Source organism: Streptomyces sp. NPDC127068 (genome assembly GCF_042724695.1).
GTDB lineage: Bacteria > Actinomycetota > Actinomycetes > Streptomycetales > Streptomycetaceae > Streptomyces.
On sequence record NZ_JBHXEN010000030.1, the window covers coordinates 12137 to 35710 of the forward strand.

Below are 23574 nucleotides of genomic sequence, written 5' to 3' on the forward strand. Positions count from 1 at the left end.
TGTCTGGACGGACGGTGTCGCCGTCCTTCATGTCAGCTCCCCTCGGGGCGTCGTGTGCTTGCCGGTGGCCGGGAGCATGCGACCGCCGCCCTCCCGTCTCTTGCAGGAGCGCTCCGTTCACAGTGGCGGCGCCACCCGCTTGAACAGTCGCCTCAGCAAGGCCCGGTCGATGGATGCATCAGCGGTGATGAGCAGCGCGTTCTGCAGGTGCGCGGTCAAAGCGGCCCACGTGCGGAACGTGCCGTGCGCGCACGACCGGTCGATCCACGTCAGGTCCGGGGCCGGGACGGTGCGCCACAGCGGGTGGAAGCCGGTCACCACGGTCGCCACTTCCGCTCCGGTCAAGCGTGGAACCTCCTGCCATGCGCCGATACGTGAGGCCAGCTGCGGCAGCCGGGCCAGCGCCCGCTCGCTGCCCGCCCCGACCAGCACCAGCGTGATCCGCGTGCCAGGGTGGTCCCACAGGCTCTGCAGGTACTCCAGGCACGACACAGACAGGCGTTGTGCCTCGTCGACCACCAGCACCCGCGCCTCACCCAAAGCTTCCGCAACCGCGGCGTCGGCCAACGCCGACGTGTGCGGGAAGCGGCCCTCCAGCCCCAGAGCGTCGAACACCGCCCGCCTCATGCCGGCCACCGACGGGCGCACCGGTACCGGCACCCACGTCACCTTCCAGCCCAGAGGCACTTCGCCAAGCGCCATCCGCACGGCCGCGGTCTTGCCCCGGCCCGGGTCGCCGAACACGCACACCGCACCCTGCGTCGCCATCGCCTGCCTGACCGCCTCGGCCACCGCCCGCACCGACGACGTCCGTACCAGCCGGGCGCCCGTCGGCAACGCCACACCTGTCAGCGCACCGCTCTCCCCCACCAGCAAGAACCCGGTCGTCTCTGGTGCGAGACGCGGCAGCCGGCGCGCAGCCACTTTCGCCGCGCCTGCCTCACCCGGTCCGGCCAGGGCAAGGTCAGCCAGTGCCTGCCGCGTTTGCTGCTCCTCCCGCTCCCGCCGCACCACCGCGCGGTCCGGCAGGACCCTGCCGGCCTGAAGGTCCCGGCGCACCACCCGGTGCAACGACGCCAGCGAGGGCACCTCGCCCCCGGCCGCCTTCAGATGCCGGTGCAGCGCCGCAACGTTCCCGCCCGCCTGCGCCAGCACCTTCCACATCTGGTCGGACAACTCCAGCCGGGCCCGCGGCCTGCGCTCGACCCGGCCCTCGGTCCGCGCCGCATCCAGCCAGCGCCACACCGTGCGCACATTCACCCCGCCGACCTGGGCACCCGCACGCACATGCGCTGTGGTCAACGCCTCGGCCGCATCCAGCTCCAGCAGCCGCGCAACCAGCACCGACCTGGACACCCTCAGCCCCGCCGTGACCTCATCCCACGCGCCCGGCTCCCCCACCCCACACCCTTCCGCCCGCGCAAAACCGACACCGACCACCGTGCCACCGCACAGCCCTCGGAAGGATCAGAAGTGCCGTTCTCAAGACAGTGGAGCGGAGTGGGGTGTACCGCGCCATAACAGCCGCACCGCTACAGAAACCGCTCCATGGCAGTGACCACGCCCTTCCTCAACACCCGACCAGTGGAAACACCCTGGCCTGACAGGCCGTCACTGACACCCACCCACCGACACCAAACCGGCACATCGCACACGGCAGGAGGGGCTCGGTGACCGCGCGGCGCAATGCCCGGCCATCGGTGAAAGTCGGGGCGCAGGTCCGGTTCCGCGGTGTGAAGTGGCAGGTGGTCGCCCTGTCCGGGCAGGTGATCCACCTCGTCGGCCCGGACGGTGGTGGCGAGGCGGTGCTCGCCGGGTACCTGTTCGCCGATCCCGGCTTCAGCGTCATCGGGGCCGACGTGCCGCAGGCGGCCCCGCAGTGGGGGCTGTTCGAGACCGCCCCCGCCGCGGCGCGAGAGAAGGCCCTGGCCTGGCAGCGGCACGTGAGAGAAGTCGAATGCGGCCTTGCCGACGGGCCCGGCATCGGTGGAGGGGTGCGGGAGCAGTTCGACCCAGCACGGCACACGCTGGCCGAGCGGGAGCAGGCCAAAGCTGAGGAGCTGACCGCCCTGGATTCGGGAGGGTGTCGCGCACCACGGTGCAGCGCATGCGCCTGGCCTACCGCAAACAGGGCCCGTGGGGGCTCCTCGACTACCGCACCACCCGTACTTCCAGCCCCACCGGGCGTTCCGACGAGCGGGTCGTCGCCGCGGTCCGTGAGGCGCTGCGCCGCCGGCGCGGGCGTTCCAAGGGCACCATCAGCGGCCTGTTCCCGCTGATCAACCAGATCCTTCGGGACCGGCACGGTCCCGGTACGGTGCCCGTGCCTCCCAGGCCACGCTGTACCGGCTCGTCACCACGCTCGCCCGGCGCAAGGTCCGAACCCGGAAGGTCCTCACTCGTTCAAGAACACCCCGCCTTGGAACCGTCACCAACCTTCCATGGACAGAACACCCAGGGCGGGCGTGCCCGGCACGAGCAACCCGTGGAGGAAGCACAGACCACCGGCTCCCCCGAGAGCGTGGGACACACATGGCGGGCACGGGCCGTGTCTCGCCCCGTGGTGCCGCGCCCGCCGGTGAACCAGCGACGGGAATCCGCCCGGGGCTACTGGACGAAGGCGGATCTCAGGTTCACCCGCTTCCCGTCCGCAAAAAAGAGTTGACAGTCACTCACCGGATGTTCTGGTCGTCGAAACGTTCCGGTAGCAGCCATGAGGCACGCGAAATCCCCGCCCTTGGACGGGGAAGAGATCAGCCAACCTTCGCACCACGACACACGACTTTCCCTTCGGTCACGACGGGCGGAACCAAGGCGTCCGCGCTGAGGGGCCCTTTTCCGCTAAGCCGGATTCCCTCGATGTCACCCCCTCTTTCGGCATCCGCTTCCGGCAACGATCCGTCGCGACCCGGGTCGGGATGGTGAGCATTGTCGGGGAATATGTGACCGTTACATGTCGATTGTGCGCTGGCCTCACACCCTGAGACAACGCGCCTTCGGGATACGCCATGACGATCACGCGTGGGAGCCGTGAAAGCGGCGAGCGATCGACAGGCCCCTACGAGAAGCGAGAGGGAATGGTTCAGGCCACCCAAATAGACCCTGTTGTTCCGAGATGAACGGGCACTTAGGTTCGGCCAGGACACCGCCGGGGATGATCACGGAAGCGAGACCCTGGCGAGTCAACTACCCATTCCCGAAAGGTGGTTGCATATGCGAATGCCACCTTTCCCATCGGAAGGATGTGTCATGCGTATCAGAAAGACAGTGCTGGCGGGTGCCGTCGCCCTCGCGGGCCTGGGTACCGCATTGTCCACCACCGGTACGGCGCACGCCGGCAGCTCGGGGAGCGCCGCCGTGGAGTGCGCCTCGGGCTATGCGTGCCTGTACTACAACAGCAACTTCTCCGGCGCCATCTTCCGGCAGAACGCCGCCGTCGCCAACTACGCCGGTTACACCTTCGTTGCCAGCTCCAAGGGCAGCGCCGGCGCCGGTTCGTCGGTGAAGAACAACGCAGCGTCGGTGGACAACTGGGACTTCACCTATGACTTCACCGTCTTCTACAACAGCAACTACGGCGGTGTTTTCCAGACGATCGGCGCCGGAGGAACGGCCAACCTGAACTCCACCCTGAAGAACCAGAACGCGTCGGGCCACTTCCACCTCTAGCCGACCCCGCTTCACCCGTGCGACCTGAACCAGATCCGCACGGATGAGACCTGAACCAGGTCTGTTCCACCTCGGAACGGGGTGTGCTGCCCAATGCAGCTGGGCAGCACACCCCTCCGCGCAGTCTAGCCAGTGGCTGTTCCGCCAGAGAGACCCCACGGCACCTCAAGGATGAACATCACCATGCGCAGGCGTCACCTTTCCCTGTCCCTGATCGCCTCCGGTTGCGTCGCCACGGTGCTGGCCGTGACCGGCTGCGACTCCTCCTCCGGCGCGAACGGGTCCGACGGCTCCGGGAGCGAGTCGGTGCCCAGCGCCGCCGCCGCGCCCGAACTGACCTCCTCGACGGACCAGTCGCTGCCCGTCGAGGCGTACATGTACACCAAGGACCAGTCCGACCGGCTGTCCAGCGCACGGACGACACTCCGCACCCAGTGCATGCGGCGCTTCGGATTCACCTACGAGGCCCCGAAGGCCGCGGAGTCGTTCCAGCCCAAGAGCATCGCGCAGTTCCGGTACGGCGTGACCGACGCGGGCGACGCCGCCGTGCACGGCTACAAGCCGGCCGGATCCGAACGCAAGGCCGTCAAGCCCAGTCCGGTACCGCTGGCGCCCGCCGCGAACACCGCGCTCACCGGCACCACCGACACGAACACCAAGCCGGGCTCGGCCGACGCCAAGGGCGGTCAGGACATCAACGGCCAGAGGGTTCCGGCCGGAGGGTGCATCGGTGAGGCCGATCGCAAGCTCGGGGCCGCCTCCGGGCAGGACTTCGCGGACGCGCCGAGCGTGGTGAAGGTCAACAGCGACAGTTGGGCCAAGTCGTACGACGACGAGCGGGTCCGGGCGGTGTTCACCGAGTGGTCGGCCTGCATGAAGGAGAAGGGCTACACCTACGCCGACCCGATGAAGGCCAACGACGACCCCCAGTGGCAGCAGTCCGCCACCGCCACGCGGAGGGAGCAGCAGGTCGCCGCCGCCGACGTCGCCTGCAAGCACAAGTACAACGTCCTCGGTGTCTGGTACTCCGTCGACGTCGCCTACCAGAAGCAGATGATCGAGCAGAACGCCGAGGCGCTGACCGAGGTGAAGAAGCAGATCGACAAGCGTCTGAAACTGGCGGCCGATCTCGCGTAACGCGACGGTCGCTCCGCGGCGTCGAGCGAGAGTGACGGACCGGAGCGCACCCGACCGGCAGGTGGACGTCACCGGCAGGTGGCGACGGCCGAACAGAGCCTATGTGTAAGGGACTTGGCTGTACGGACCCTCGCCGTACAGACACGCGGGCGACAGCAGTCCGGGCATCGGGTCGGCCGCACGGGCCCGCTCGGCCGACCGGCGATCGCCCGGTCACGCGGATCCGCCCCACCCCGCCCCAGCCAGTGCAACCGTTCCACCGCTCCACCGCCCTGAGACGACAAGTGCCGGGCGTCACCGACCTGGAGAGACCTGATGATCGAATCCGATGCCCTCGGCAGGCGCGGCGACCCCGAGGAGTACGCCGGTGCCGAGGGGGCCGGCGAGGGCGAGGGGGCCGGCGATCGGACCCCGCGCGGGAGACGCGGCGGGCGACGGCGGGGCGGGACCGGGGGCGGCGACCGGCGGGACGGGGCCCCCGGGTTGGGGCGGCGGCGCCGGGTCGTGGCCCTGGTCGCGGGCGGTGCGCTGGTGCTGACCGGGGCCGGCGTCGCCGCCTCCGTGGTGGTCAAGTCCCCCGCCCAGGTGGCGGCCGAGGCCGACGCACCCGAGCAGGGTGTGCTGACCGCGCCGGTGGAGAAGCGGGTGCTGAAGGAATCGGTCGTACTGCGCGGCACGGTGGTCGCCGGGCAGTCCGTGGACGTCACGGTGTCGGCTGCGGGCACCACGGGCGTGAGCCGTGCCGTCGTCACCAAGGCGCCCGAGCCGGTCGGCGCCAAGGTCACGGCGGGGCAGGTGATCGCCGAGGTATCCGGGCGTCCGGTGTTCGCACTCAAAGGACGGGTGCCGGTGTACCGCGACCTGAAGTCCGGGACGAGTGGCGACGACGTGAAGCAACTCCAGGACGCCTTGGACAAGTTGGGGCACGCCTCCAGCCCCGACACGCGCGGCGTGTTCGGCGCCGGTACCCGCCGCGCCCTGGCCGCCTTCTACGCCTCCATCGGCTACGACCCGGTCTCCTCGCAGCCCGACGGAGCCACCGCCGTGCAGGACGCGCAGGACGCCGTGACCGCCGCGGAGCGGACGGTGCAGGACGCCGAGGACGCCCTCGACGCGCGTGCGACGCCGGAGACCCGGCGGGCCGCGGAGCGCGCGGATCAGGACCTGGAGCGGGCCCGCACCCGGCTGAGCGAGGCGCAGGCGGAGGCAGGCCCGATGCTCCCGGCCTCGGAGGTGGTGTACCTGTCGGCGTTCCCTGCGCGGGTGGACAGCGTGTCCGCGGTGCTGGGCTCGACCGTCACGGGCACGGTGATGACGGTTTCCGCGGGGCGCCTCGCCGTGGACGGCTATCTCCAGGAGGGCCAGAAGGGCCTGGTGAGGGCGGAGCAGCGGGCGGAGATCCTCCAGGAGCAGACCGGCAAGGTGACCCGGGCGCGGGTGCGGTCGGTGGCGAGCGCTCCCGCGGCGGCCGGGCAGCCCGCCGACGCCGCGTCGGGCGGCGCCGAGGGCGACGCCCCGGCCTCCGGGCAGCAGCCCGCGGCGCAGGGCTACCGGATGGTCGTGGTGCCCGACACCCCGCTCGCCTCGGGCACGGTGGGCCAGGACGTACGGCTCACCGTCGAGGCGGCGTCCACCGACGGCAAGGCACTCGTCGTCCCGGTCGCCGCCGTCTCCGCCGCGTCGGACGGCGGCACGGTCGTCACCGTCGTCGGTGCCGGCGGCAAGCAGCGCAGGGTCCCGGTCCGCACCGGTACCACGGGCGACGGCCATGTGGAGGTCACGGCGGTGGGCGGCGCGGCCCTCGCCGAGGGCGACCAGGTCGTCACCGGTGTCCGGGCCGGTGCGGGGGACGCCGCGTGAGCGGCGGCGAAGGTGTGGCACGGCCACCCGTCATCGAGTTCCGGCAGGTCGCCCTCACCTATCCGGGGCCGCCGCCGGTATCCGCCCTGCTTCCCTGCGAACTTCGCATCGAACAAGGAGAGTTCGTGACCGTGGTCGGCCCGTCGGGGTCCGGCAAGTCGACGTTCCTGAACATTGCGGGACTACTCGACGCGCCGACCGGGGGACGGTACCTGCTCGACGGCATCGACACCGCGGCACTGCGCGACGGCGACCGCACCGCGCTGCGCGGACGCCGCATCGGCTTCGTCTTCCAGTCCTTCCATCTGCTGCCGCACCGCAGCGCACGGGAGAACGTCGAACTGGCCATGGTCTACAACGACACCCCGCGCGCCGCACGCGCGGACCGTGCCCGCCAGGCACTGGAGCAGGTGGGGCTCGGCCACCGCCTGGACGCGGTGCCGACCCGGTTGTCCGGTGGCGAACGCCAGCGGGTGGCCATCGCCCGTGCTCTGGTGTCGCGGCCCTCGCTGCTGCTGTGCGACGAACCGACCGGAAACCTCGACAGCAGGAACGCGGAGTCGGTACTCGTCCTCCTGGAGGAGCTGCACCGCTCGGGGATGACGGTCCTCGTCATCACCCACGACCCGGCGGTGGCCGCGCGCGGCGCCCGTACGGTGACCATCCGCGACGGCGTCCTCGACGAACGGCGGGACGAGCAGGTGACGGTATGAGCCGGCATCGCGACACCGGTACCGGCGGACGCCCGGCCAGGCTGCGCCGGGTCCTGCGGCGTGCCGTTCCTCGGTGGCCAGGTCGGGGCCGCCGAGGAACGGCCGTCGAGCCTTCCGTGCTCACCGCCCGGGATCTGCTCGGCGAGTCCCTGGCCGGGGTGCTCCAGCGCCCGGCCCGCTCCGTCCTCACCGCGCTCGGCACCGTTCTCGGAGTCGGTACGTTCGTGGCGATCCTCGGCCTCACGGCAACGACGTCCTCGCAGATCGACTCCCGGTTCAACGCGCTGACCGCGACCGAGGTCAACATCGAGGACGTGGCCCTTGAACAGAACGAGTTCGTCCGCCTCGCCTTCCCCGACGACGCCGACGCGCGGGTGGAACGGCTCGCCGGAGTCGAACACGCAGGCGTGTACTGGACGGTGGACACCCGCGGCACCGACGCCACCGTCCGCTCCTCGCCGGTCGGCGACGCGGCGGACGGGGAACGGGCGGGCATCACCGCCGCCTCACCGGGGGCCATCGAGGCGGCGGTGCCGCACATGGCCGAGGGCCGAATCTACGACGCGTACGCGGAGCGCACCGCCCAGCCCGTCGTCCTGATCGGCGCCGGAATGGCCCGGCGGCTCGGCATCACCACCCTGGAGACCAGGCCCGCGCTGTTCATCGGCGACCAGCCGTTCACCGTCGTCGGCATCATCGACGACGTCGAGCGCAAGGCGGACCTGCTGCTCTCGGTCGTCGTCCCACTCTCCACCGCGCTGAAGACCTGGGGCGAGCCGAAGTCCGGCGGCGCCAGGATGCTCGTCGCCACGGAGATGGGCGCGGCCCGCCAGGTCGCCCGCCTCGCCGCGACGGCCCTGCGCCCCGACCACCCCGAGTACTTCAAGTCGGTCCCACCGCCCGATCCGCGTACTCTACGCGGGAACGTGACCGGCGACCTCCAACAACTGTTCCTGCTGCTCGCCGCGATCTGCCTGGTCATCGGCGCCGTGGGCATCGCCAACACCACCCTGGTGGCGGTGCTGGAGCGCACCGGGGAAATCGGGCTGCGCCGTGCGCTCGGAGCCCGCGGCGGGCACATCACGGCGCAGTTCCTCGCCGAGTCCGGGGCGATGGGGGCGCTGGGCGGGCTCATCGGAACGAGTCTCGGCACCCTGACCGTAGTAGGGGTCGCCATCGCCCGGGACTGGACGCCCGTACTGCACACCTCGACCGTGGCGGCGGCGCCGCTCATCGGTCTGGCGACCGGAGTGGTGGCGGGCCTGTACCCGGCGTGGCGGGCGGCTCGTATCCAGCCCGCGGAGGCGCTGCGCCGCTGAACCCGCACCGGACGGCAACCCTCGCACTCGGGGCCCTCGGACCAGCCGCGGTCCCAAAGCCCCGAGTGCGTCCGCGTACGCCAGGCGTCGGACGACCGTGGCCGGTGGTGACTGACGGACGTCACGGTCAGCGGTCGATCGGGAACACCTGGTCCAGGCCAGTCTCGCGAAGAACCTGCTGGACGGTGTCGTCGAGGGTACTGGCCGCATCGACTCCGTCCCCAGCGTGTCAGGCAGCAGGTCCTTCTTCCGGAACCAGTCGCTGCGACGGTCGGGAGTAACGTGCTGGAGATACTCGGAATCGGCTCTCCTCGCATACCGGCACCGTCCCCGCGTACGGCACAGAGCCGATCAGGCCGACGTTGGCGCCGCCGGGACGGTTGTGTGATGAGCTGTGCGGCAATCCGAGTTCGCTCTTCGTGCTCACGCCGTGCTGTTCGTCTTTGCACAACTTGCAGCGACCGCGTCTGCGAAGCTCCGAGCCAGCGGGGAAAGGGCATCCCAACGGCGTACGGCCCAACCCACTGACAGCGACGGCAGCGCCGGAACCAGGATCAGACGCAGAGAGGTGGCGTCACCGGGTGCAGGGAGACCCGGTACCGCTGGGACGACGGCGTGGCCCAGGCCGAGTTCGGCGAGGAGCAGGGCCATGTCCCAGTCAGCGACGCTTGTGTCCGAGCCGGGCCGGATCCCCAGTTCGGCGAAGGCGGTGTCCAAATGGGCGCCGGAGGTGGAGTTCGGCGGGAGTCGGATGAGGCGGATGCCCGTGAGGTCGGGGGCGTCGATGTGCAGCCGGGCTGCGAGCGGATCATCGGCCCGCACGGCCACGACCCAGGGCAGATCGGCGACGGGGCGCCGCTCGATGCCGCGGACGGGGGCACCGACGGTGACCCACGCAAGGTCAAGGTCACTGGCCAGGAAGGCGTCGAAGCATCCGCAGCTGGAGGTCTCGGTCTGGAACTCCAGGCTCACCTTCGGGTAGAGCTGGCGGAAGGAGACGATCGCTTCGGCCATGCAATGCCGGACGGTCGTTCCGCCGGTCGTGATCCGCACAGAACCGCTTTCGCCGTCCATGAGGCCTTCCAGGCCGCGCAGCGCACGATCGAGCCCGGCGACCCCGTCGGCGGCGGTGCTCGCTGCTCCTGCCTCCCAACCGACGGACCAACACGTCAGTTCTGGCTTGTCAGCGTGGAAAGCTGACACACCAACGACACGACCGTGACCGAGGCCGACCAGCCCGGCGAAGCCACCCGACACCGGCACGGCAAGACCGATGCGATCGACGCCGAGGCCACAGCCCGCGCTGTGCTGACCGGACGAGCAGCCGCCTCGGCGAAGACCGGCGACGGTCCAGCCGAGATGCTCCGGCTGTTCAAGCTGGCAAAAGGGGTCCGCGATCAAGTCCAGGACCCAGACGATCAACCAACTCAAGAGCGTGCTGGTCTCAGCTGACTCCACCCTCCGCGAGTCGCTGGCCGGGCTGAACAACCCGTGCGTGTTCAAGCGGTGCGCCGACCTCGACAGCCAGCACTGGAGTGAGCCGGCCGGGGCCGCCGTCACACCTTGAGGCTGCTCGCACGCCGCATCAGGCACCCACACCGGGGCTGCTGGAAGTCCCCAGCGTCGGCCCCGACAATGCCTCTGCCCTACTCATCTCGGCAGACGACAACCCCAAGCGACTCGTCAGCGAGGCGTCCTTCGCAGCCTTAAACGGCACCAGCACGGCCGCGGTCATCGTGACGGCGGCGGCGTGTTCGTCGAAGCCCTCGCCGTCGACCGGCTCCCCGTCGTCGGACCGTCGCCCGCACCTGACTCCTCCAGAGCCAGGGCAAGCCCGATGGCGCATCCGACGAGATGCCATCCGGCCAGCACCGGCGCCTTCTAGCGCACGTGGGACGAACTCGACGCTGCCCCAACGCTGGGCCCGAAACTCCGGCCGAACGACCCCAAACGTGACGACACCATGCCGCGCCTGGGAGTTCTCCTCGCCAAGACCGAACTCCATACCGCGGCATGTACCGACCCCTCCCGGAGCCCCGTATGGCCTGCCCCAGCCCCTGACTCGATACCGCTCAGCGATCTCCTCACCCAACGGCGAACCCCGCCTCCACCTCCTGTGCACTGCCGTCGAAGCCACCCTCGCTGCCGCCACCCTCATCGACGCCGACCGACTCCACCGCACCGGCAACAACCGGCCGAACGCTGGTGAACAGCCCGCACCATGCCCCTCGTCGAGTAGGTATCCGCACAAGCAGTCACTCCGCGGTCAAACGAAGCGCACCACCAGGCCCCAGACGGGAACGCCTGGGCCTGGTCATTCACTGATTCGTCACGGTGTGCTGCTCTGAGGACTGGGTCAGGGCATCGAGGGTGAAGGGGGAGCAGCTCTCACGGAGATATCCCCGCAACCCCTGACACCCACCCAGCAGACCGCCTCCCTCCACGGCCTGACCAGCGCCCTGCAACTACCCCGCCTCGCACCCGCCGACCACGACCTGCTCTGGCAACGCCTGACCACCGGCTGAACCAACACCCACCCTTTGCCGCCCCAGCCCTCACAAAGCCGACCAGCACCGATACCCACAGGCGGGGTAGCCACCCCACCCACGGAACAGACCTACCACTCACTACAACTGAGCAGCACCAGGCCACAACCAAGATCGACAAGCACACGCGCCGGCTACGCCACAGCCTTCTTGAAGATCTCAACCAGGCTGGTGACACTGTCCTCGGACCGGCCGTCCACGACGCCCCGCTGGAAGATCTCCAGGACCTTGGCGGGCAGCGAGGTGTCAACGCCGGAGTCCCTAGCGGTCTCCACGACATGGTCGATACTGGCCACCGCCATCGACAAGCGCTCAATGTCACCGGCGTAGTTGCCCACGTCGATCCGGCCCGAGTAGTAGCCGATGAAGACGGGCATCTGGGCCAGCTGGGGCGAGACATAGGGAAGGAAGCCCTCAGCCTTGATACCGTTAGCATCGGCCACCGCCAGGGCGTGCAGCCACGAGGTCACCGTGGTCCAGAAAACATCCAACTGAAGCTGGTAGTACAAGGCGGCAACACCCGGGTCCTCACCCATACAGCCGGTCCTGGAAAGAACCCGCAAAACCTCCTGCACCAACTCGAAGGCGGCTGAAGGCCCAGCACAGCAGTTCCTGGTCGGCGCGGGGGCGGCCGGTGCGAGCCAGGCCGACGCCGATGCTGCCGGGTTCAGCGAGCACCCCGGCAGGTCGAACACCAGGTTGCGGCACTAACCTGCGGTGGTGACCGGAACCGAACTGGATGAGTTGATCGTTGCTGACGGCGCGGCGCTGCGCGCGTGGCTGTTGGACAACCACACCACCTCTCCTGGCGTGTGGCTCGCCCTGACCAGGAAGGGCGGCTCTGTTACCACGCTGACCTGGCAGCAGGCAGTCGACGAGGCACTGTGTTTCGGCTGGATCGACGGGCAGGCCCGCAAGCGCGACGAGGGGAGTTCCTGGAGGCGGTTCACCCCGCGCCGGCCACACAGCGTCTGGTCCCAACGCAACGTCGCCAACGTGGCCCGGTTGGAGGCGGCCGGCCTGATGCTACCCGCCGGCCGCGCGGCGGTGGACGCCGCGAAGACCGACGGGCGGTGGGCGGCCGCCTACGCACCGTCATCGGAAGCGGAGGTGCCGGCCGACCTGCGAGCCGCGATCGCCGCCGACCCAGCGGCGCAGGCGATGTTCGAGGTACTCACCAAAACCAACCGCTTCGCCCTCATCAGCCGGGTCAATGCCGTCAAACGGGCCGAGACGCGCACCCGGAAGATCGCCGAGTTCGTGGCGATGCTGGCCCGGCACGAGACGTTCCGCCCGCAGCGAGCCAAGCCGACGGACCCGCCGACGTCGTGACCGCCCGACCACCCGCGCCGTACATCGGGCGCAGGCACGCGGGCGGCTCCTGCGCCCACCCAACCCCTCGCCGAACTCGCCCGGCACCTGTTCGAAGAACCCGGCGACGATGTCCTACTTCCCCACTAGCACATCACCGAACGCATCCACGCCACCGACGGACATTCGAGCGGGCGAAGTGCTCCATCCGTGACTACGTCACGCATCGGTGGCCACGGCATCCTCAGCGGGCCTTGAGTACACGTACTCATGACATGCCGAAGGCCCGGTGGTCGTATGGACGTATGGGAACCAACGCGAAGAACTCACTGGCGGGCGTGGCTCTGGTCACCGGGGCGCCGCTCGTCCTGTGGGGTCTGATGGGGCAGCAGAACGAGCCAGGGTCTGTGCAGTCCGAACTCACACACGTCATGGAGCCGATCAGGGCTCTGGAGGGCTGGGCAACCGGGCTCGGCCTGGTGGCGCTGGTGGTCACCGGCGCCTGCGCCCTGCACCTGCTGCGCGCCACCCTGAGCGGCGCTTGGGACCCGCGCCGCTGGTACGTCCTGCTGCCGCTGGCAGCGGCCGGACTGGTCGTCGCGTGGAGTCACCGTGTACTGACCGCCGGGACGGTCGACGCGAACATCGGAGCCGGGCTCGCGGTCTTCTTCGGCGCCCCGGCGGTGACTGGGCTGTTGTTCTGGGCGTTGGTGCAGGCGATCCGCCTCCGCGGCGGGCACGGCACCGCGCGCACGGAACCGGCCTGCTGCTGACCGTTCTGGTCACCGCCGTCGGCGTTCAGGACTCTCTACTGAGGCGCGGTACATCTTCATTGGACTTCCCACCCAGGCGCACTGGCCGGGGGTGACGTGCAGGTGTTCGCGTAGGCGGCCGTGCGGAAGACCAGCGCGCGTCCGGCGGCCTGGAACTCGCTGTCCGACGGGTTCAGGGGGCGCCGGTCGATGAGAATCGGCGGGCGCAGCAGCCATGTCCCCCGTGCCCTTCCCAGCGCAAGCCCGATGCCCGGGGGCGGACCGTGCCGCAGTGCGCCGGGTTCCCACAGGCCGAAGGCAGGCGTAGGCAGAGGTGTCGACCGGCGTCAGGGTGTGTCGCCGGAGCAGGGGAAGCGGCACACCACACCTTGGCAAGCCCGGTGGGCGCGGTTACCCAGCTCACGTCGTCGTCGATCTCCTCTGGCTGGCAGTGCGGGGGCGCCTATTGTCAGGCGGCGTTCCAGCGGTGCGCGTCTGCGCCCCGCCACCCCACCCGCACGGGGTCGTCCAGGATCGGTTCCGAGTCGGTGGTGCCCGCGGCCTCCAGAAAGACCACAAGATCGTGGTCGGAGAACGTCAGGCCCAGGATCTCGTCCCGCCCATGCCGGTGCATACTCACACCCATCACCCCTGGCAACCGTCAGGGGCTTCGTCGCGCTGCCCGGAGTACCCGTGCCCACGTGCGAGACGTCATCCCGATTCACCATCGATCTCCGCCACCTCACGCCCGTACAGTGCCGACGATTCAGCCGCATCGTGCGCTTCGCCTTCGTTCACGGCTGCCGTGCCGGAATCGGGTTCCGCCCGCGGATCGGCACCCACGGCATCCTCACCGGCCCCTGATCGACCAGAACCGGCGTTCAGTGCGCCACAAGAGCCGGAACGGCTGCGATGCCCTGGCCCCGGTACGACGGAAACGTCCGTATCGGCCCGGTCCGCGAGCAACTGCACCGCTCTTCCAACGAGGTTGCCAGCCGCCCACGTCACCGCAATGTGCATCGTTGCCCCGTCGCCTCGCCACCAGTCGCACAACCGTAGGCAGAACGGGCGCGGCCAATCGGTCGGCAGCGCGGCGTTCGTCGTCCAAGTAGGCCAGGAGGCTCATGGAGCGGGTGTGGACGAGTGCACGGCCACGCCCTGGTCGTAGTCGATACGGGCGGTTTGGACTTCTTCGATGTGGCACTCGGCCCACGCCTTGATCGCGGCCATCAACGGCAGGAGGCTGTGGCCGAGCGGGGTGAGCTGGTAATCGACCCGGACGGGCACCGACGGGGTCACCGTGCGGGTGAGCAGGCCGTCGCGTTCCAGGGCACGCAGCGTCTGGGTGAGCATCTTCTGGCTGACCCCAGCGATGATCCGGTTCAGGTCGCGATACCGCAACGGCCCGGCGGCCAATGCGTTCAGCACCAGACTCACCCACTTGTCGCTGATCCGGTCCAGCAACTGTCGGGCTGGGCAGGTGGCGAGGTAGGCGTCGTAGGCAGCCCGCTCGTCGGAACGGCGCTGAGCGGCGGTGCGGGTCGCCATGGCACTCCCGGGTCGGTTACGCACTCCAAAGTGCGTACTTCCTGATGGAGAGTAACGCCCTTTAGGTTCGTGGACATGAGAACTGTGATCATTCGTTCGTTCGGCGGCCCTGAAGTTCTTGAGGTGGCGGAGGTCCCGGTGCCGGAACCGGGACCGGGCCAGATGCGGATTCGGGTCGCCGCCGCGGCTGTCAACCCGGTGGACCTCCAGACCCGCTCCGGCGCACTCAACGCGGCGGGTCTGCTGCCGGAGCGGGAGGCCATCGGCATCGGCTGGGACGTCTCCGGCACCGTCGACACGCTCGGGCCCGACGCCATCGGCTTCCGACCCGGCGACGCGGTGATCGGACTGTCCGACCGGCTGTCGCTGCCCTCCAAGGCGCAGGCCGAGTACGTGGTGCTGGACACGGACGCGGTCACCGCGGTACCGACCGGCACCGACCTGGTGGCTGCGGCGACCCTCCCCTTGGGCGGGCTCACCGCTGTTCAAGCGCTCGACATCGCTGGAGCCAAGCCCGGCGACACGCTGCTGGTCACCGGAGCGGCGGGGGCGGTGGGCGGGTACACGGTGCAACTCGCCGCGCGGGCCGGTCTGCGGGTGGTCGCCGTCGCGAACGCCGGCGACGAGGAGTTGTTGCGCGATCTCGGCACGGAGTTCTTCGTGCCGCGGACCGCGGACCTGCCCGCCGCCGTGCGCGCCCTAGTGCCCGGCGGTGTACACGCCGCGGTTGACGCGGCATCCGTGGGCACGCTCGCGCTGGACGCGGTGCGCGGTGGGGGTTCGCTGGTCAGCGTACGGGGCAACGCACCGACGCCGCTGCGTGGCATCCGGGTGAGCAACGTGTGGATCCGCGCGGACGGCACCCGCCTCGCCGAGGTCGCCGCCGCCGGACTGCGTCCGCGGGTCGCAGACGTCCTGCCGCTGGACGAGGTCGCCGAGGCGCACCGCAGGCTGGAGGCGGGCGGACTACGCGGTCGCCTGGTGCTGGTGCCGTGAAACGAGGAACGCTCCTCCGCTCAGGTCAGGCCGCATTCGCTGGTTGAGGAGCAGGGCAGCGGAGGTCTTCACGGGCACGTTCGTCTACTTCGACAGCGGGGCATTTCTCGAACTGGTCACCCACCAGCGTCCCGCAACCAGAAGGGGTGCACCAGGACCGGGCGTAGGTCCTGGTGCACGAACGGGATCGGTGTCCGCCTCACCCGCCCGTCACACCAACGCCCGCGAGCGCGCGTCGAACGCCCGGCCACGGAGCAGATCGATCCCTAACGGCAGCTCCGCTCCGGTTCTTCTCGCGGCTACGGCTCGCTTCGCCCCAACTCCCTTGACGCACACCGGCTGATAGCTTCGTCCGTCCCCACGGCTTTCCCGAAACTTCCGGAATGTGCGTGACGCTGCCGGGCCGGGTCGAGGGCGGGAGAGCGCGTGATGCGGCGGATACGAGATCGTCCTGAGTGCAGCGCCGTCCGCAGCCAACTGCTCCTCTGACGCCCCTTGCCTCGGCGTCAGATCAGCCGCACAGCGCAGGTGGGTTCAGTCGGACAGACGGTCCAGTTGGCGGGCCAGCAAATCCACGACCTCTTCTGCCCCGCTCCGATCTCCGTCGATGCTCAACTGCAGCAGCAGACCGTCCAGGGTGGCGGAGGTGAGACGAGCGGCCTTCGGGGCGATGGCGGGGGGCACACCCGTTTCGACGAGCCACTGCTCCGCGGTCTGGAGGTAGGCCGCCGTCGCCGGTGCCAGCTGCTCGCTCCACAGCTGGCTCGTGCCGGCCAACGAGGCCGCTTCCAGGTACAGGCGCATGGCCACGCGGACCCCGGGCTCCTCGAAGGCGTGCCACAACGCGCGCACCAGATCGGACGGCTTGGCGACCGGCTGGCCGCGCCACACGACGGCGAGGTCGGCGAAGGCCCGGTCCAAGAGAGCCACCACCAGCCCCTCGCGACTACCGAAGTGATACACGAGCATACGGTCGCTGGTGCCCAACGCGGCAGCAAGAGGCCGCAGAGTGAGCGCCGCGAGGCTGTGCTGCCCCACGTACCCCATGGCCGCGGTCAGCAGCTCCTCACGACGGGACACGCGCTTCCTCCTCGAACACCCTGTAGCCTATGTAGCGATCGCTACATACTAGCGGAATGGCGAGGTGCGACATGATGGGTGCGCAACGGCTGGTGCGCGTATGGCCCGAGACCACCGGAGCTTCGGTGATCTGGGTGGTGGCCACGGCGGGAGTCATCGCCCTGGCACCGACACTCGCGGACACCCCGGCCACCCTGACCGCAGGAGCAGTCGCCGCCGTCTTCACGGGCATCGGCGTCCTGGTCGGGCGGCTCCTCCCGGCCGGGTACGGCACCCGTCTCGGTATCGCCGTTGTGATCATCGGCCAACTCCTCGACGTCGTCCTCGTCCTAGCGGCTGGCGGGCTCTACCCACGGACCGACGAGGGCGGCAGCGGGCGCATCCTGCTGCTCCTGCTGGGCGGGTACGCGGCATTCCTGTTGGGCGCACTTGCAGGCGACCGTTCCTGCCGGGTGGGAACCGTCGCATCGGCCTCCCGTACGTGATTCCGGCGGGAGGTCGCCCGCCTGTGGCCCAGAGTTCGGTCACCGCTCCCGCAGACCCGGGCGCCGGGTGGCAGCAAGGGGCAGGGCCGCAACGTCGTCGTCGAGCGCCGTCGGCACCTCGGAGGGCGGGTCCCGGAACTCGCAGGGGGTGACAGTGCCCGGCGAGCACTTCGGCCCGACCGGTTCCCGGTCCGGGTCGTGCGCAAGGAGGCGTACCGTGGCTCGTTCCCGGAAGGGGCCGCCGTCGCGGGCGTGGCCAACGCGGTGGCCGAGCAGAAGGCATGGTGCGGCCGACCCCGTAGCACCACGGGCCCCTACGGTCGTACGTCCCGTGGTGTGGTTACCCCCACCGACGAAGGGTGGCTCACCGGATGGGCACGGGCATGCGGGTGCGGCGATCGTGTGTCCCGGAAGACGACTTGAGTCGAAGGGGCAACAGTGGATCAACCCGAGGAGCAGGGACCCGCGCGCCGCACGTTACTGGCAGGCACTGCGGCAGCCGGTGCGGGAATGGTGTGGGCGGGTGCGGGGAAGGCCGCCGCAGGTGGGCGCAATGGTGCGGTGGGGCAGGCCTCGGTGGCTACCGAGGCGGCGCGTCTGGAGCGGGCACTGATCGAGCTGCGGCGTGACCTCCATCGGCATCCTGAGGCGCCGGGGCGGGAGCAGCGCACGGCCGCGGTGGTAGCCCGGGAACTGCGGGCGGCGGGGCTGGCCGTCACTACCGGGGTGGGCGGGCACGGCGTCGTCGGGGTCCTGAAGGGCTCGGGTCCGGGCCGGACCGTTGCCTACCGGGCGGACATGGACGCGGTCCCGCCCACGGACATCGTCGGGGGAGGTTCCGCACCGGCCCATCTCTGCGGACACGACGTCCACACCACGGTGGGCGTCGGCGTCGCGCAGGTCCTGGCGCGGTTACGGCATCGGCTGAAGGGAACAGTGGTCTTTCTGTTCCAGCCCGCCGAGGAGACGTTGTCCGGCGCCCGTGCACTGATCGAATCCGGTGTGCTGGAGCGTGAGAGCGTCGCCGAGGTCCATGCGCTGCACTGCGGGCCCTTTCCTGTGGGCCAGTTCGCCGTGACTCCGGGTTACGGGATGCCGGGGCAGGACAAGGCTGAGGTGACGGTGTCCGGGCCGGACGCGTTCGATTCCGCGCGGCGCCTGGCGGTCGAGCTCGGCGCGCTCGCGACCGTGGCTCTGCCACAGACCCCGGCGGACCTGGAGCAGATCGTCGCCGAGGCGCAGACGCCCGACGGGCCGCTGGCCCGGTTCGTAGCGGTCCGGGCAACGGCCCGGGGCGACCAGGTGAACGTGTCGTATCGCTGCTGGCCGCAGGAGCGGCACGTGGAAGTGCGGGCGAACATCCGTCGACTGGCCAGGTCGTACACGGGAGCCGAGGTGCGCTTCCCCGCTGAGCCGTTCCCGGCCATGGTGTGTTCGGAGCGTGATGCCCGCCCGCTCGCCCGGTACCTGCGGAGTGCCGTCGGCCGGAACACGGTCACCGAGTTGCACGCTGCTTTCCCGCCCTTCAGTGGTGAGGACTTCGCCCTCTTCTTGGAGCGGCTCCCCAGTACGTACACGTTCCTCGGTGTCCGCGCACCCGGCACGCCTGTCACGGCGAGCTATCCGCACTACCCCGACTTCGCTCCTGATGAACGCGCCATCGGTATCGGTGTGCGGGCGATGGCGGGCTGGATCGCGGAGCGCACCCGCAGGGCGCAGGACCTCACAGGGGTGTGACCCAGACACGCTCCCAAAGGGCCATGGGATGATCTTGGTGGCGTGAGGGGGCGCCACCGTCACCTGTTCGGCCCAGCGTCACTGAGGGTGCCGTTGGGCTGTCGTCCGGGGCCGGGATCCGTGACCTTGATTGAGCGGACCGCGTATCCGCGGTTCAAACAGTTGATCAGTGCGCATGAGCTGCACTTGTTCTTCGCGCCGAGTCGCGAGGAGGCGGCCTGGGCCGCGCGCGGCGGCACAGGCTCGCCCGGGGCTTCATCCCCGACACCTTTACGGAGGGCAAGGAGATCGACGTCTCCTTCGCGACGAAGAACTGGCAAGGCCGCCCGGATGCCGGAGCGCACGCTGCCGGGGATCACCGCGCCGTACCTGACCGAGCACATCCGGCGCTTCGGCGAGTGCGCCACCCACGAGCTCGGCGACGAGCCAGCGACCGAGGGTTTCTCGCAGGCCGCGTGTGCCCGTGTCCCGAGCCTGCGGCCGTCACCTCACCGCTCCACCTGGTCGGACGTGACCTTCACGTCTCCGTGGGCTCCTGAGCGTTGTGTTCTTGCTCCTGTGCCCAGGCGATCGCCCATTCGTCGAGCGGGCGAAGGGCATCACGGAGCGCTGTCCCCAGCGGAGTGAGCTCGTAGCCATCGGCCGAGGGTGCGATGATCCCGCTCGATGCGAGTTCGCGGAGCCGCTGGTAGAGGACGCTGGATGACAGCCCTTCGCACCGTGCCAGCAGCGCGCGGGCACCGAGCGGACCCGCTCGCAGCTCCCAGAGAATGCGCAGCGCCCACCGACGGCCGAACAGGTCCATCGCGGCCATGACGGGACGGCCGGTCGTCGATCCACGAACCGGTTTTCCTGGGCGTGGTGTCGGCATGGCCCTCCTTGCGTTTCTTTATTCGAAACACTAGCATCCATCCGATGTTTCTGATTTCGAAACGAACTCGGAGGGAGAGCCGATGTCGCGGATAGCCCTGCTGGAACCGCCGTGCACCGACCAGGTCGGCGCGCTGCTCGCGCGCACGATGCGCGGGTGGGGTCGCTACGAGTTGGACAGCCAGGCGACGCCCCTGGCCGGAGGTCGTCATGCATAGGTCGTTGGTCCTGTACTACGAGCCCGCCGACCCTGACCACTTCCGCGACTACTACGTGAACGACCACCTCCCGCTGGTCGCGAGTTGGCCCGGCCTGCTTGCGTGGCGCTACAGCTTCGACGTGGCGGCGACCGAGGGAGAAGCGCCGTATTTCGCGGTCTTCGAGGCCGACTTCGCTGACGCCGCCGCCCTGACCGCGGCGCGGGCGTCGCCGCACGGCCAGCGGGTGGCCGCCGATGTCGTCAACTACGCCACCGGCGGTTTGGTCGTCATCGACTATCCGGTGCAGGACGGCACCGGCTGAGGCCACCGGCAGGAACCCGTCCGTCGCCTCGCTCCACGGCGCGCTCGTCGAGGCCGAGTAGACCAAGGTCATCCCCTGGCCCGTTCGGGTCGCATCCGGGTCACACCCCTCACAGGCGCAGCGTCCCGTACCGTGCGGGCAGCCGGGTGGGGGCATCAGCGGTGATGCCCGTGTCACCTTCTCAAACAGGGGAGTTGATCGTGCACTCCCGTTGGGTGAGCGGCTTGGCGTCGCCGGCGACCCTGCTACAGATCAACCGTGTCCGTGGGGTGCCGTCCGCCGAGCTTCGCACCTGTTTGAGTGCCACGCTGTGTCCGCTGCGGTCGCCGTAGAGCGGCGCTCCGGTGAAGTCGATGGTGCCCGTGGCCATTCCGCTGAGCTTGACGGTACGGAGGTTCACCCAGGTCGCCGCGCGGCTCTGCGGGTCACTGCCGCGGGTTGCGGCCCAGTACAGCGCCCGCGTCCCATCATGGTTCAACGCTGTCTGACCGCTGGAGAAGACACCGGTTTCGTGCGTCGGCTGTTTGTCCTCCTGATCCAGTAGGTGTTCTTTCGCGTCCTTGTAGAAGGTGGTCGATGAGGCCGCTTTCTCCAGCTCTGCCAGGGCCGCGTGGTAAAGCGTGACCTTGGGTGCCACTCCGTCCTTTCCCTGGGTGAACTTGGCCTTGGAGAGGTCGTCACCGGTGAGGATGGAGATGTTGCGCTGTGCGCAGCCCGGTTCGGTGCCGAGCTGCGCCATCAAGGGGCCGATGTCCTCTGCCCGTCCCGCGAAGTAGATCACGGAGGGGACCTTGGAGCTCTGACAGATCTTCTCCGTGTGCACGCGCAGTTCGGGCTTTCCGCCTGCGAGGAGATAGCGGCGCTGCCGCAAGGTGGAGAAGCCCTGGCGTTTCAGCATCCGTTGGCCGTACTTGGCTTGCTCGTCGGTGTAGAGGTCATCCGACTCGCTGGTGTCGCGGGCCAGGACCAAGGCGTGTTGCTTCTCACCCGGTGTACGCAATTGTGCTGCCAGCAGGCCGAGTTGCTTGGCCTGCCATTCATCGGGGGCGGCGAGGCTGAACCAGTTGGCGAACGTGCGGGGCAGGTGGGTGGCCGAGTTGGTTCCGGAGACCACCGGGAGCCCCGCGTCCTGCAACGTTTCGGTGGTCTTCTCGCTCGACTTCAGGTCGCGGCCGGTGCCGACCACACCGACCACGGTGGGATCGTCGGCAGCGTACGCGGCGATGCTCTCGGCCATGTCCTGTTGATGGTGGAGGTCCACACCGCCGTTGGCGACCAGTACCCGCAGCTTGACCGGGTAGGTGTCGTTGATGACCGCCTGCGCCAGGTAGACGCCGGCCAGCTCCTCGATGCCCTTCACGGGGGACGTGCCCTTGTCGGGGTCGTAGCTGAGCGGTCCGGCGTAGATGACGGTCACGTACTGGTCGCCGTACTTGTCGAGGACCTCTCGGTTCCGGCTGGCGATGCGGTCCTCCAGCCAGGGCACCGACCACGAGGTGTCGTCCCCGGCGGAGGCCTTCCCGTTGTCGGGGAGCCACGTCGCGAAGCGGACGTCGCCGGTGGCGACTCCTATGCACTCGGTCCGCTCATCGGGTCCGGGTTTGCGTACGGTGTCGCGGTTGGCCGTGAGGATCGACGCCGAACAGTACTCGTCCTGGAGGTTGTCGGCCCGCGCCCAGATGCCCGCGGCGATCAGCAGCAGCACCATGGTCAGGGCGTGCACGGACCAGACGACCCGGGCCGTGGTGGGCCGCGAGTTGGCGCGCACGCAGAGAAGTTGTCCGTCCGCGAGCGGGCTCAGGCGGTCACTGGGCAGGGGGACCTTCAACACCCACGGCAGTTCGGCCAGTTCGCGACTGGGTGACTGGCCCGCGCGGAGGTTGCGTGCCCATTCCTGGTACCAGATCCACAGGGTGCCGCCGGGTTCTTGGATCACCGTGCGCTGGAGTCGGTGCAACTCGGAGCCCGGTACCGCGGCGACGATCAGGAGCGGGTCCAGTTCGCTGCGGCGGCTGCGTACGTCGCTGACCGCCTTGATCAGCTCGACGCCGCCGTTGTCCACGCCCACGTGGGGCAGGAAGAGCATGGGGGGCCGATGCCGTTTGAGGCCACGGAGGTCCCAGCTCCAGCGACGGTGGTTGTCGCGTAGGTCTTCGAACAGCGCCAGCACATAGAGTTGCAGTTGGAAGTCGTCTCCCTCTTGGAGCGCCTCGGCCACGTCGTACGCACGGGCCGCGATGGCCTTCCAGGAGCCGACCGGACGGAAGAGCGAGACGTCGGTGGGGCGTCCGCGCGATGCGGCCCGGAGGAAGGTCGTGGTCATGAACCACCGGCTCTCGCGGCGCAACCAGAGGAAGATCGGCGCCCGTCCGGGCAGGACGTTGTCCAGCAGTAACAGGAGGAGGAGGAACCCCACCCCGGACGCCAACGCCACCGACCAGTGGCTCCTGGCGAGCAGGGCCGCGAGGCCGGCGACGAGGCTGGCCGGGAGTATGTGGGCCATGTCGAGCTGGGCGGGCCCCGGGTTCCAGCGTCTGGTGTCCTTCGGCCGCCAGCGCTGCTTGGCGAGTTGGTCCAGCAGGCGTAGGGCGGGGTCGGGTCGGCCGGCTGAGGTGGATGCCGGTTGGGGCCAGTCGGCGTCCAGTTCCCCGACGGCGTCCTCGATGGCCTGCACCAGGCGCAGCCGGGGAAAGGCGTAGCGCCGGTAGACCGAGCGCTGTCCGTCCCACCGTTGGGCATCGGCGAGATCGCGTACCAGCGCGGCGGCCCGCCGCACTTCGGTGGTGCCCTCCTGCCGGGCCGGGGCGACGGCACACCGGGTGCCGTGCGCGTCCTGCCCACGGTGCAACTCTTCTACGAGATCGACGACGCGGTCGTCATCGGCGCTGTCCTCCGCGTGGAGTACGGCGACGGGCATCGGAGGATCGCTGGTGCGGAAGTCCCGGATCAGGACCTCCAGTCGTTTCTGTACTTCGACGCCGGCGCTGGTCGACATTCCGAGATGTCCACCGGGGCACTTCGGCGGTGGT

21 protein-coding genes are annotated in these 23574 nt (G+C 69.6%); 13 read left to right on the forward strand and 8 right to left on the reverse strand.

The features are described from left to right. Positions 1-117: 117 nt before the first annotated feature. The gene (locus ACFWIA_RS19795) at positions 118-1356 is read right to left on the reverse strand and encodes an AAA family ATPase (RefSeq protein WP_387006754.1); all 1239 of its coding nucleotides are present in this window, start codon (positions 1354-1356) and stop codon (positions 118-120) included. A gap of 1893 nt (positions 1357-3249) precedes the next feature. Here ACFWIA_RS19795 and ACFWIA_RS19800 point away from each other — a divergent pair. The 5 genes from ACFWIA_RS19800 (at position 3250) to ACFWIA_RS19820 (ending at position 8698) form a co-directional block, all read left to right on the forward strand. Further along, complete coding sequence (locus ACFWIA_RS19800; RefSeq protein WP_387006757.1) at positions 3250-3669, forward strand: peptidase inhibitor family I36 protein; 420 nt, start codon at positions 3250-3252, stop codon at positions 3667-3669. Between the two features lie 183 nt (positions 3670-3852). Next, positions 3853-4806 carry a hypothetical protein gene (locus ACFWIA_RS19805; protein WP_387006760.1) on the forward strand — a complete coding sequence of 318 codons (954 nt, stop codon included), beginning with the start codon at positions 3853-3855 and terminating at the stop codon, positions 4804-4806. 315 nt (positions 4807-5121) lie between these two features. Beyond that, on the forward strand, positions 5122-6666 hold the full coding sequence (locus ACFWIA_RS19810) for a peptidoglycan-binding protein (RefSeq protein ID WP_387006763.1): 1545 nt from the start codon (positions 5122-5124) through the stop codon (positions 6664-6666). After that, positions 6663-7379 (forward strand): ABC transporter ATP-binding protein, encoded by a 717-nt coding sequence (locus tag ACFWIA_RS19815; RefSeq protein ID WP_387006766.1) that lies wholly within the window; start codon positions 6663-6665, stop codon positions 7377-7379. The genes ACFWIA_RS19810 and ACFWIA_RS19815 overlap by 4 nt, the downstream gene beginning before the upstream one ends. Beyond that, on the forward strand, positions 7376-8698 hold the full coding sequence (locus ACFWIA_RS19820) for an ABC transporter permease (RefSeq protein WP_387006769.1): 1323 nt from the start codon (positions 7376-7378) through the stop codon (positions 8696-8698). Before ACFWIA_RS19815 ends, ACFWIA_RS19820 begins: the two co-directional genes overlap by 4 nt. A gap of 423 nt (positions 8699-9121) precedes the next feature. Here ACFWIA_RS19820 and ACFWIA_RS19825 read toward each other — a convergent pair whose 3' ends face one another. Beyond that, positions 9122-9871 carry a substrate-binding domain-containing protein gene (locus tag ACFWIA_RS19825; RefSeq protein ID WP_387006957.1) on the reverse strand — a complete coding sequence of 250 codons (750 nt, stop codon included), beginning with the start codon at positions 9869-9871 and terminating at the stop codon, positions 9122-9124. A 262-nt stretch (positions 9872-10133) separates the two neighbouring features. Here ACFWIA_RS19825 and ACFWIA_RS19830 point away from each other — a divergent pair, with 262 nt between their 5' ends. Then, positions 10134-10265, forward strand: a complete 132-nt coding sequence (locus tag ACFWIA_RS19830; protein WP_387006772.1) for a hypothetical protein — start codon at positions 10134-10136, stop codon at positions 10263-10265. 1113 nt (positions 10266-11378) lie between these two features. Here ACFWIA_RS19830 and ACFWIA_RS19835 read toward each other — a convergent pair. Beyond that, complete coding sequence (locus ACFWIA_RS19835; protein ID WP_387006775.1) at positions 11379-11780, reverse strand: hypothetical protein; 402 nt, start codon at positions 11778-11780, stop codon at positions 11379-11381. Positions 11781-11961: 181 nt separating this feature from the next. On the opposite strand from ACFWIA_RS19835, the gene ACFWIA_RS19840 reads away from it, so the two are divergent. Together ACFWIA_RS19840 and ACFWIA_RS19845 are read left to right on the forward strand one after the other, a co-directional pair. After that, a complete protein-coding gene (locus ACFWIA_RS19840) occupies positions 11962-12576 on the forward strand; it encodes a YdeI family protein (RefSeq protein WP_387006778.1) in 615 nt (204 codons plus the stop codon). 284 nt (positions 12577-12860) lie between these two features. After that, entirely contained in the window at positions 12861-13328 is a 468-nt protein-coding gene (locus ACFWIA_RS19845) for a hypothetical protein (RefSeq protein WP_387006781.1), read from the forward strand. 448 nt (positions 13329-13776) lie between these two features. Here ACFWIA_RS19845 and ACFWIA_RS19850 read toward each other — a convergent pair whose 3' ends face one another. Then, a complete protein-coding gene (locus tag ACFWIA_RS19850; protein WP_387006784.1) occupies positions 13777-13947 on the reverse strand; it encodes a hypothetical protein in 171 nt (56 codons plus the stop codon). Positions 13948-14429: 482 nt separating this feature from the next. Continuing rightward, positions 14430-14855 (reverse strand): winged helix-turn-helix transcriptional regulator, encoded by a 426-nt coding sequence (locus ACFWIA_RS19855; RefSeq protein WP_387006787.1) that lies wholly within the window; start codon positions 14853-14855, stop codon positions 14430-14432. Positions 14856-14930: 75 nt separating this feature from the next. Between ACFWIA_RS19855 and ACFWIA_RS19860 the strand changes: the two genes are divergently transcribed. Beyond that, entirely contained in the window at positions 14931-15851 is a 921-nt protein-coding gene (locus tag ACFWIA_RS19860) for an NADP-dependent oxidoreductase (RefSeq protein WP_387006790.1), read from the forward strand. A 534-nt stretch (positions 15852-16385) separates the two neighbouring features. Here ACFWIA_RS19860 and ACFWIA_RS19865 read toward each other — a convergent pair. Further along, a complete protein-coding gene (locus tag ACFWIA_RS19865; RefSeq protein WP_387006793.1) occupies positions 16386-16931 on the reverse strand; it encodes a TetR/AcrR family transcriptional regulator in 546 nt (181 codons plus the stop codon). A gap of 56 nt (positions 16932-16987) precedes the next feature. On the opposite strand from ACFWIA_RS19865, the gene ACFWIA_RS19870 reads away from it, so the two are divergent. Together ACFWIA_RS19870 and ACFWIA_RS19875 are read left to right on the forward strand one after the other, a co-directional pair. After that, a complete protein-coding gene (locus tag ACFWIA_RS19870; protein WP_387006795.1) occupies positions 16988-17416 on the forward strand; it encodes a hypothetical protein in 429 nt (142 codons plus the stop codon). A gap of 576 nt (positions 17417-17992) precedes the next feature. Further along, the gene (locus tag ACFWIA_RS19875) at positions 17993-19153 is read left to right on the forward strand and encodes a M20 family metallopeptidase (RefSeq protein WP_387006797.1); all 1161 of its coding nucleotides are present in this window, start codon (positions 17993-17995) and stop codon (positions 19151-19153) included. A gap of 517 nt (positions 19154-19670) precedes the next feature. On the opposite strand, the gene ACFWIA_RS19880 is transcribed toward ACFWIA_RS19875, so the two are convergent. Further along, positions 19671-19967, reverse strand: a complete 297-nt coding sequence (locus ACFWIA_RS19880) for a winged helix-turn-helix transcriptional regulator (RefSeq protein ID WP_387006800.1) — start codon at positions 19965-19967, stop codon at positions 19671-19673. A gap of 139 nt (positions 19968-20106) precedes the next feature. Between ACFWIA_RS19880 and ACFWIA_RS19885 the strand changes: the two genes are divergently transcribed. Continuing rightward, positions 20107-20241: a hypothetical protein gene (locus ACFWIA_RS19885; RefSeq protein WP_387006803.1), complete on the forward strand. Its 135-nt coding sequence runs from the start codon at positions 20107-20109 to the stop codon at positions 20239-20241. Further along, the gene (locus tag ACFWIA_RS19890) at positions 20234-20545 is read left to right on the forward strand and encodes an EthD family reductase (protein ID WP_387006806.1); all 312 of its coding nucleotides are present in this window, start codon (positions 20234-20236) and stop codon (positions 20543-20545) included. Before ACFWIA_RS19885 ends, ACFWIA_RS19890 begins: the two co-directional genes overlap by 8 nt. Positions 20546-20726: 181 nt before the next feature. On the opposite strand, the gene ACFWIA_RS19895 is transcribed toward ACFWIA_RS19890, so the two are convergent. Continuing rightward, on the reverse strand, positions 20727-23540 hold the full coding sequence (locus ACFWIA_RS19895; RefSeq protein ID WP_387006809.1) for an ABC transporter substrate-binding protein: 2814 nt from the start codon (positions 23538-23540) through the stop codon (positions 20727-20729). Positions 23541-23574 lie beyond the last annotated feature (34 nt).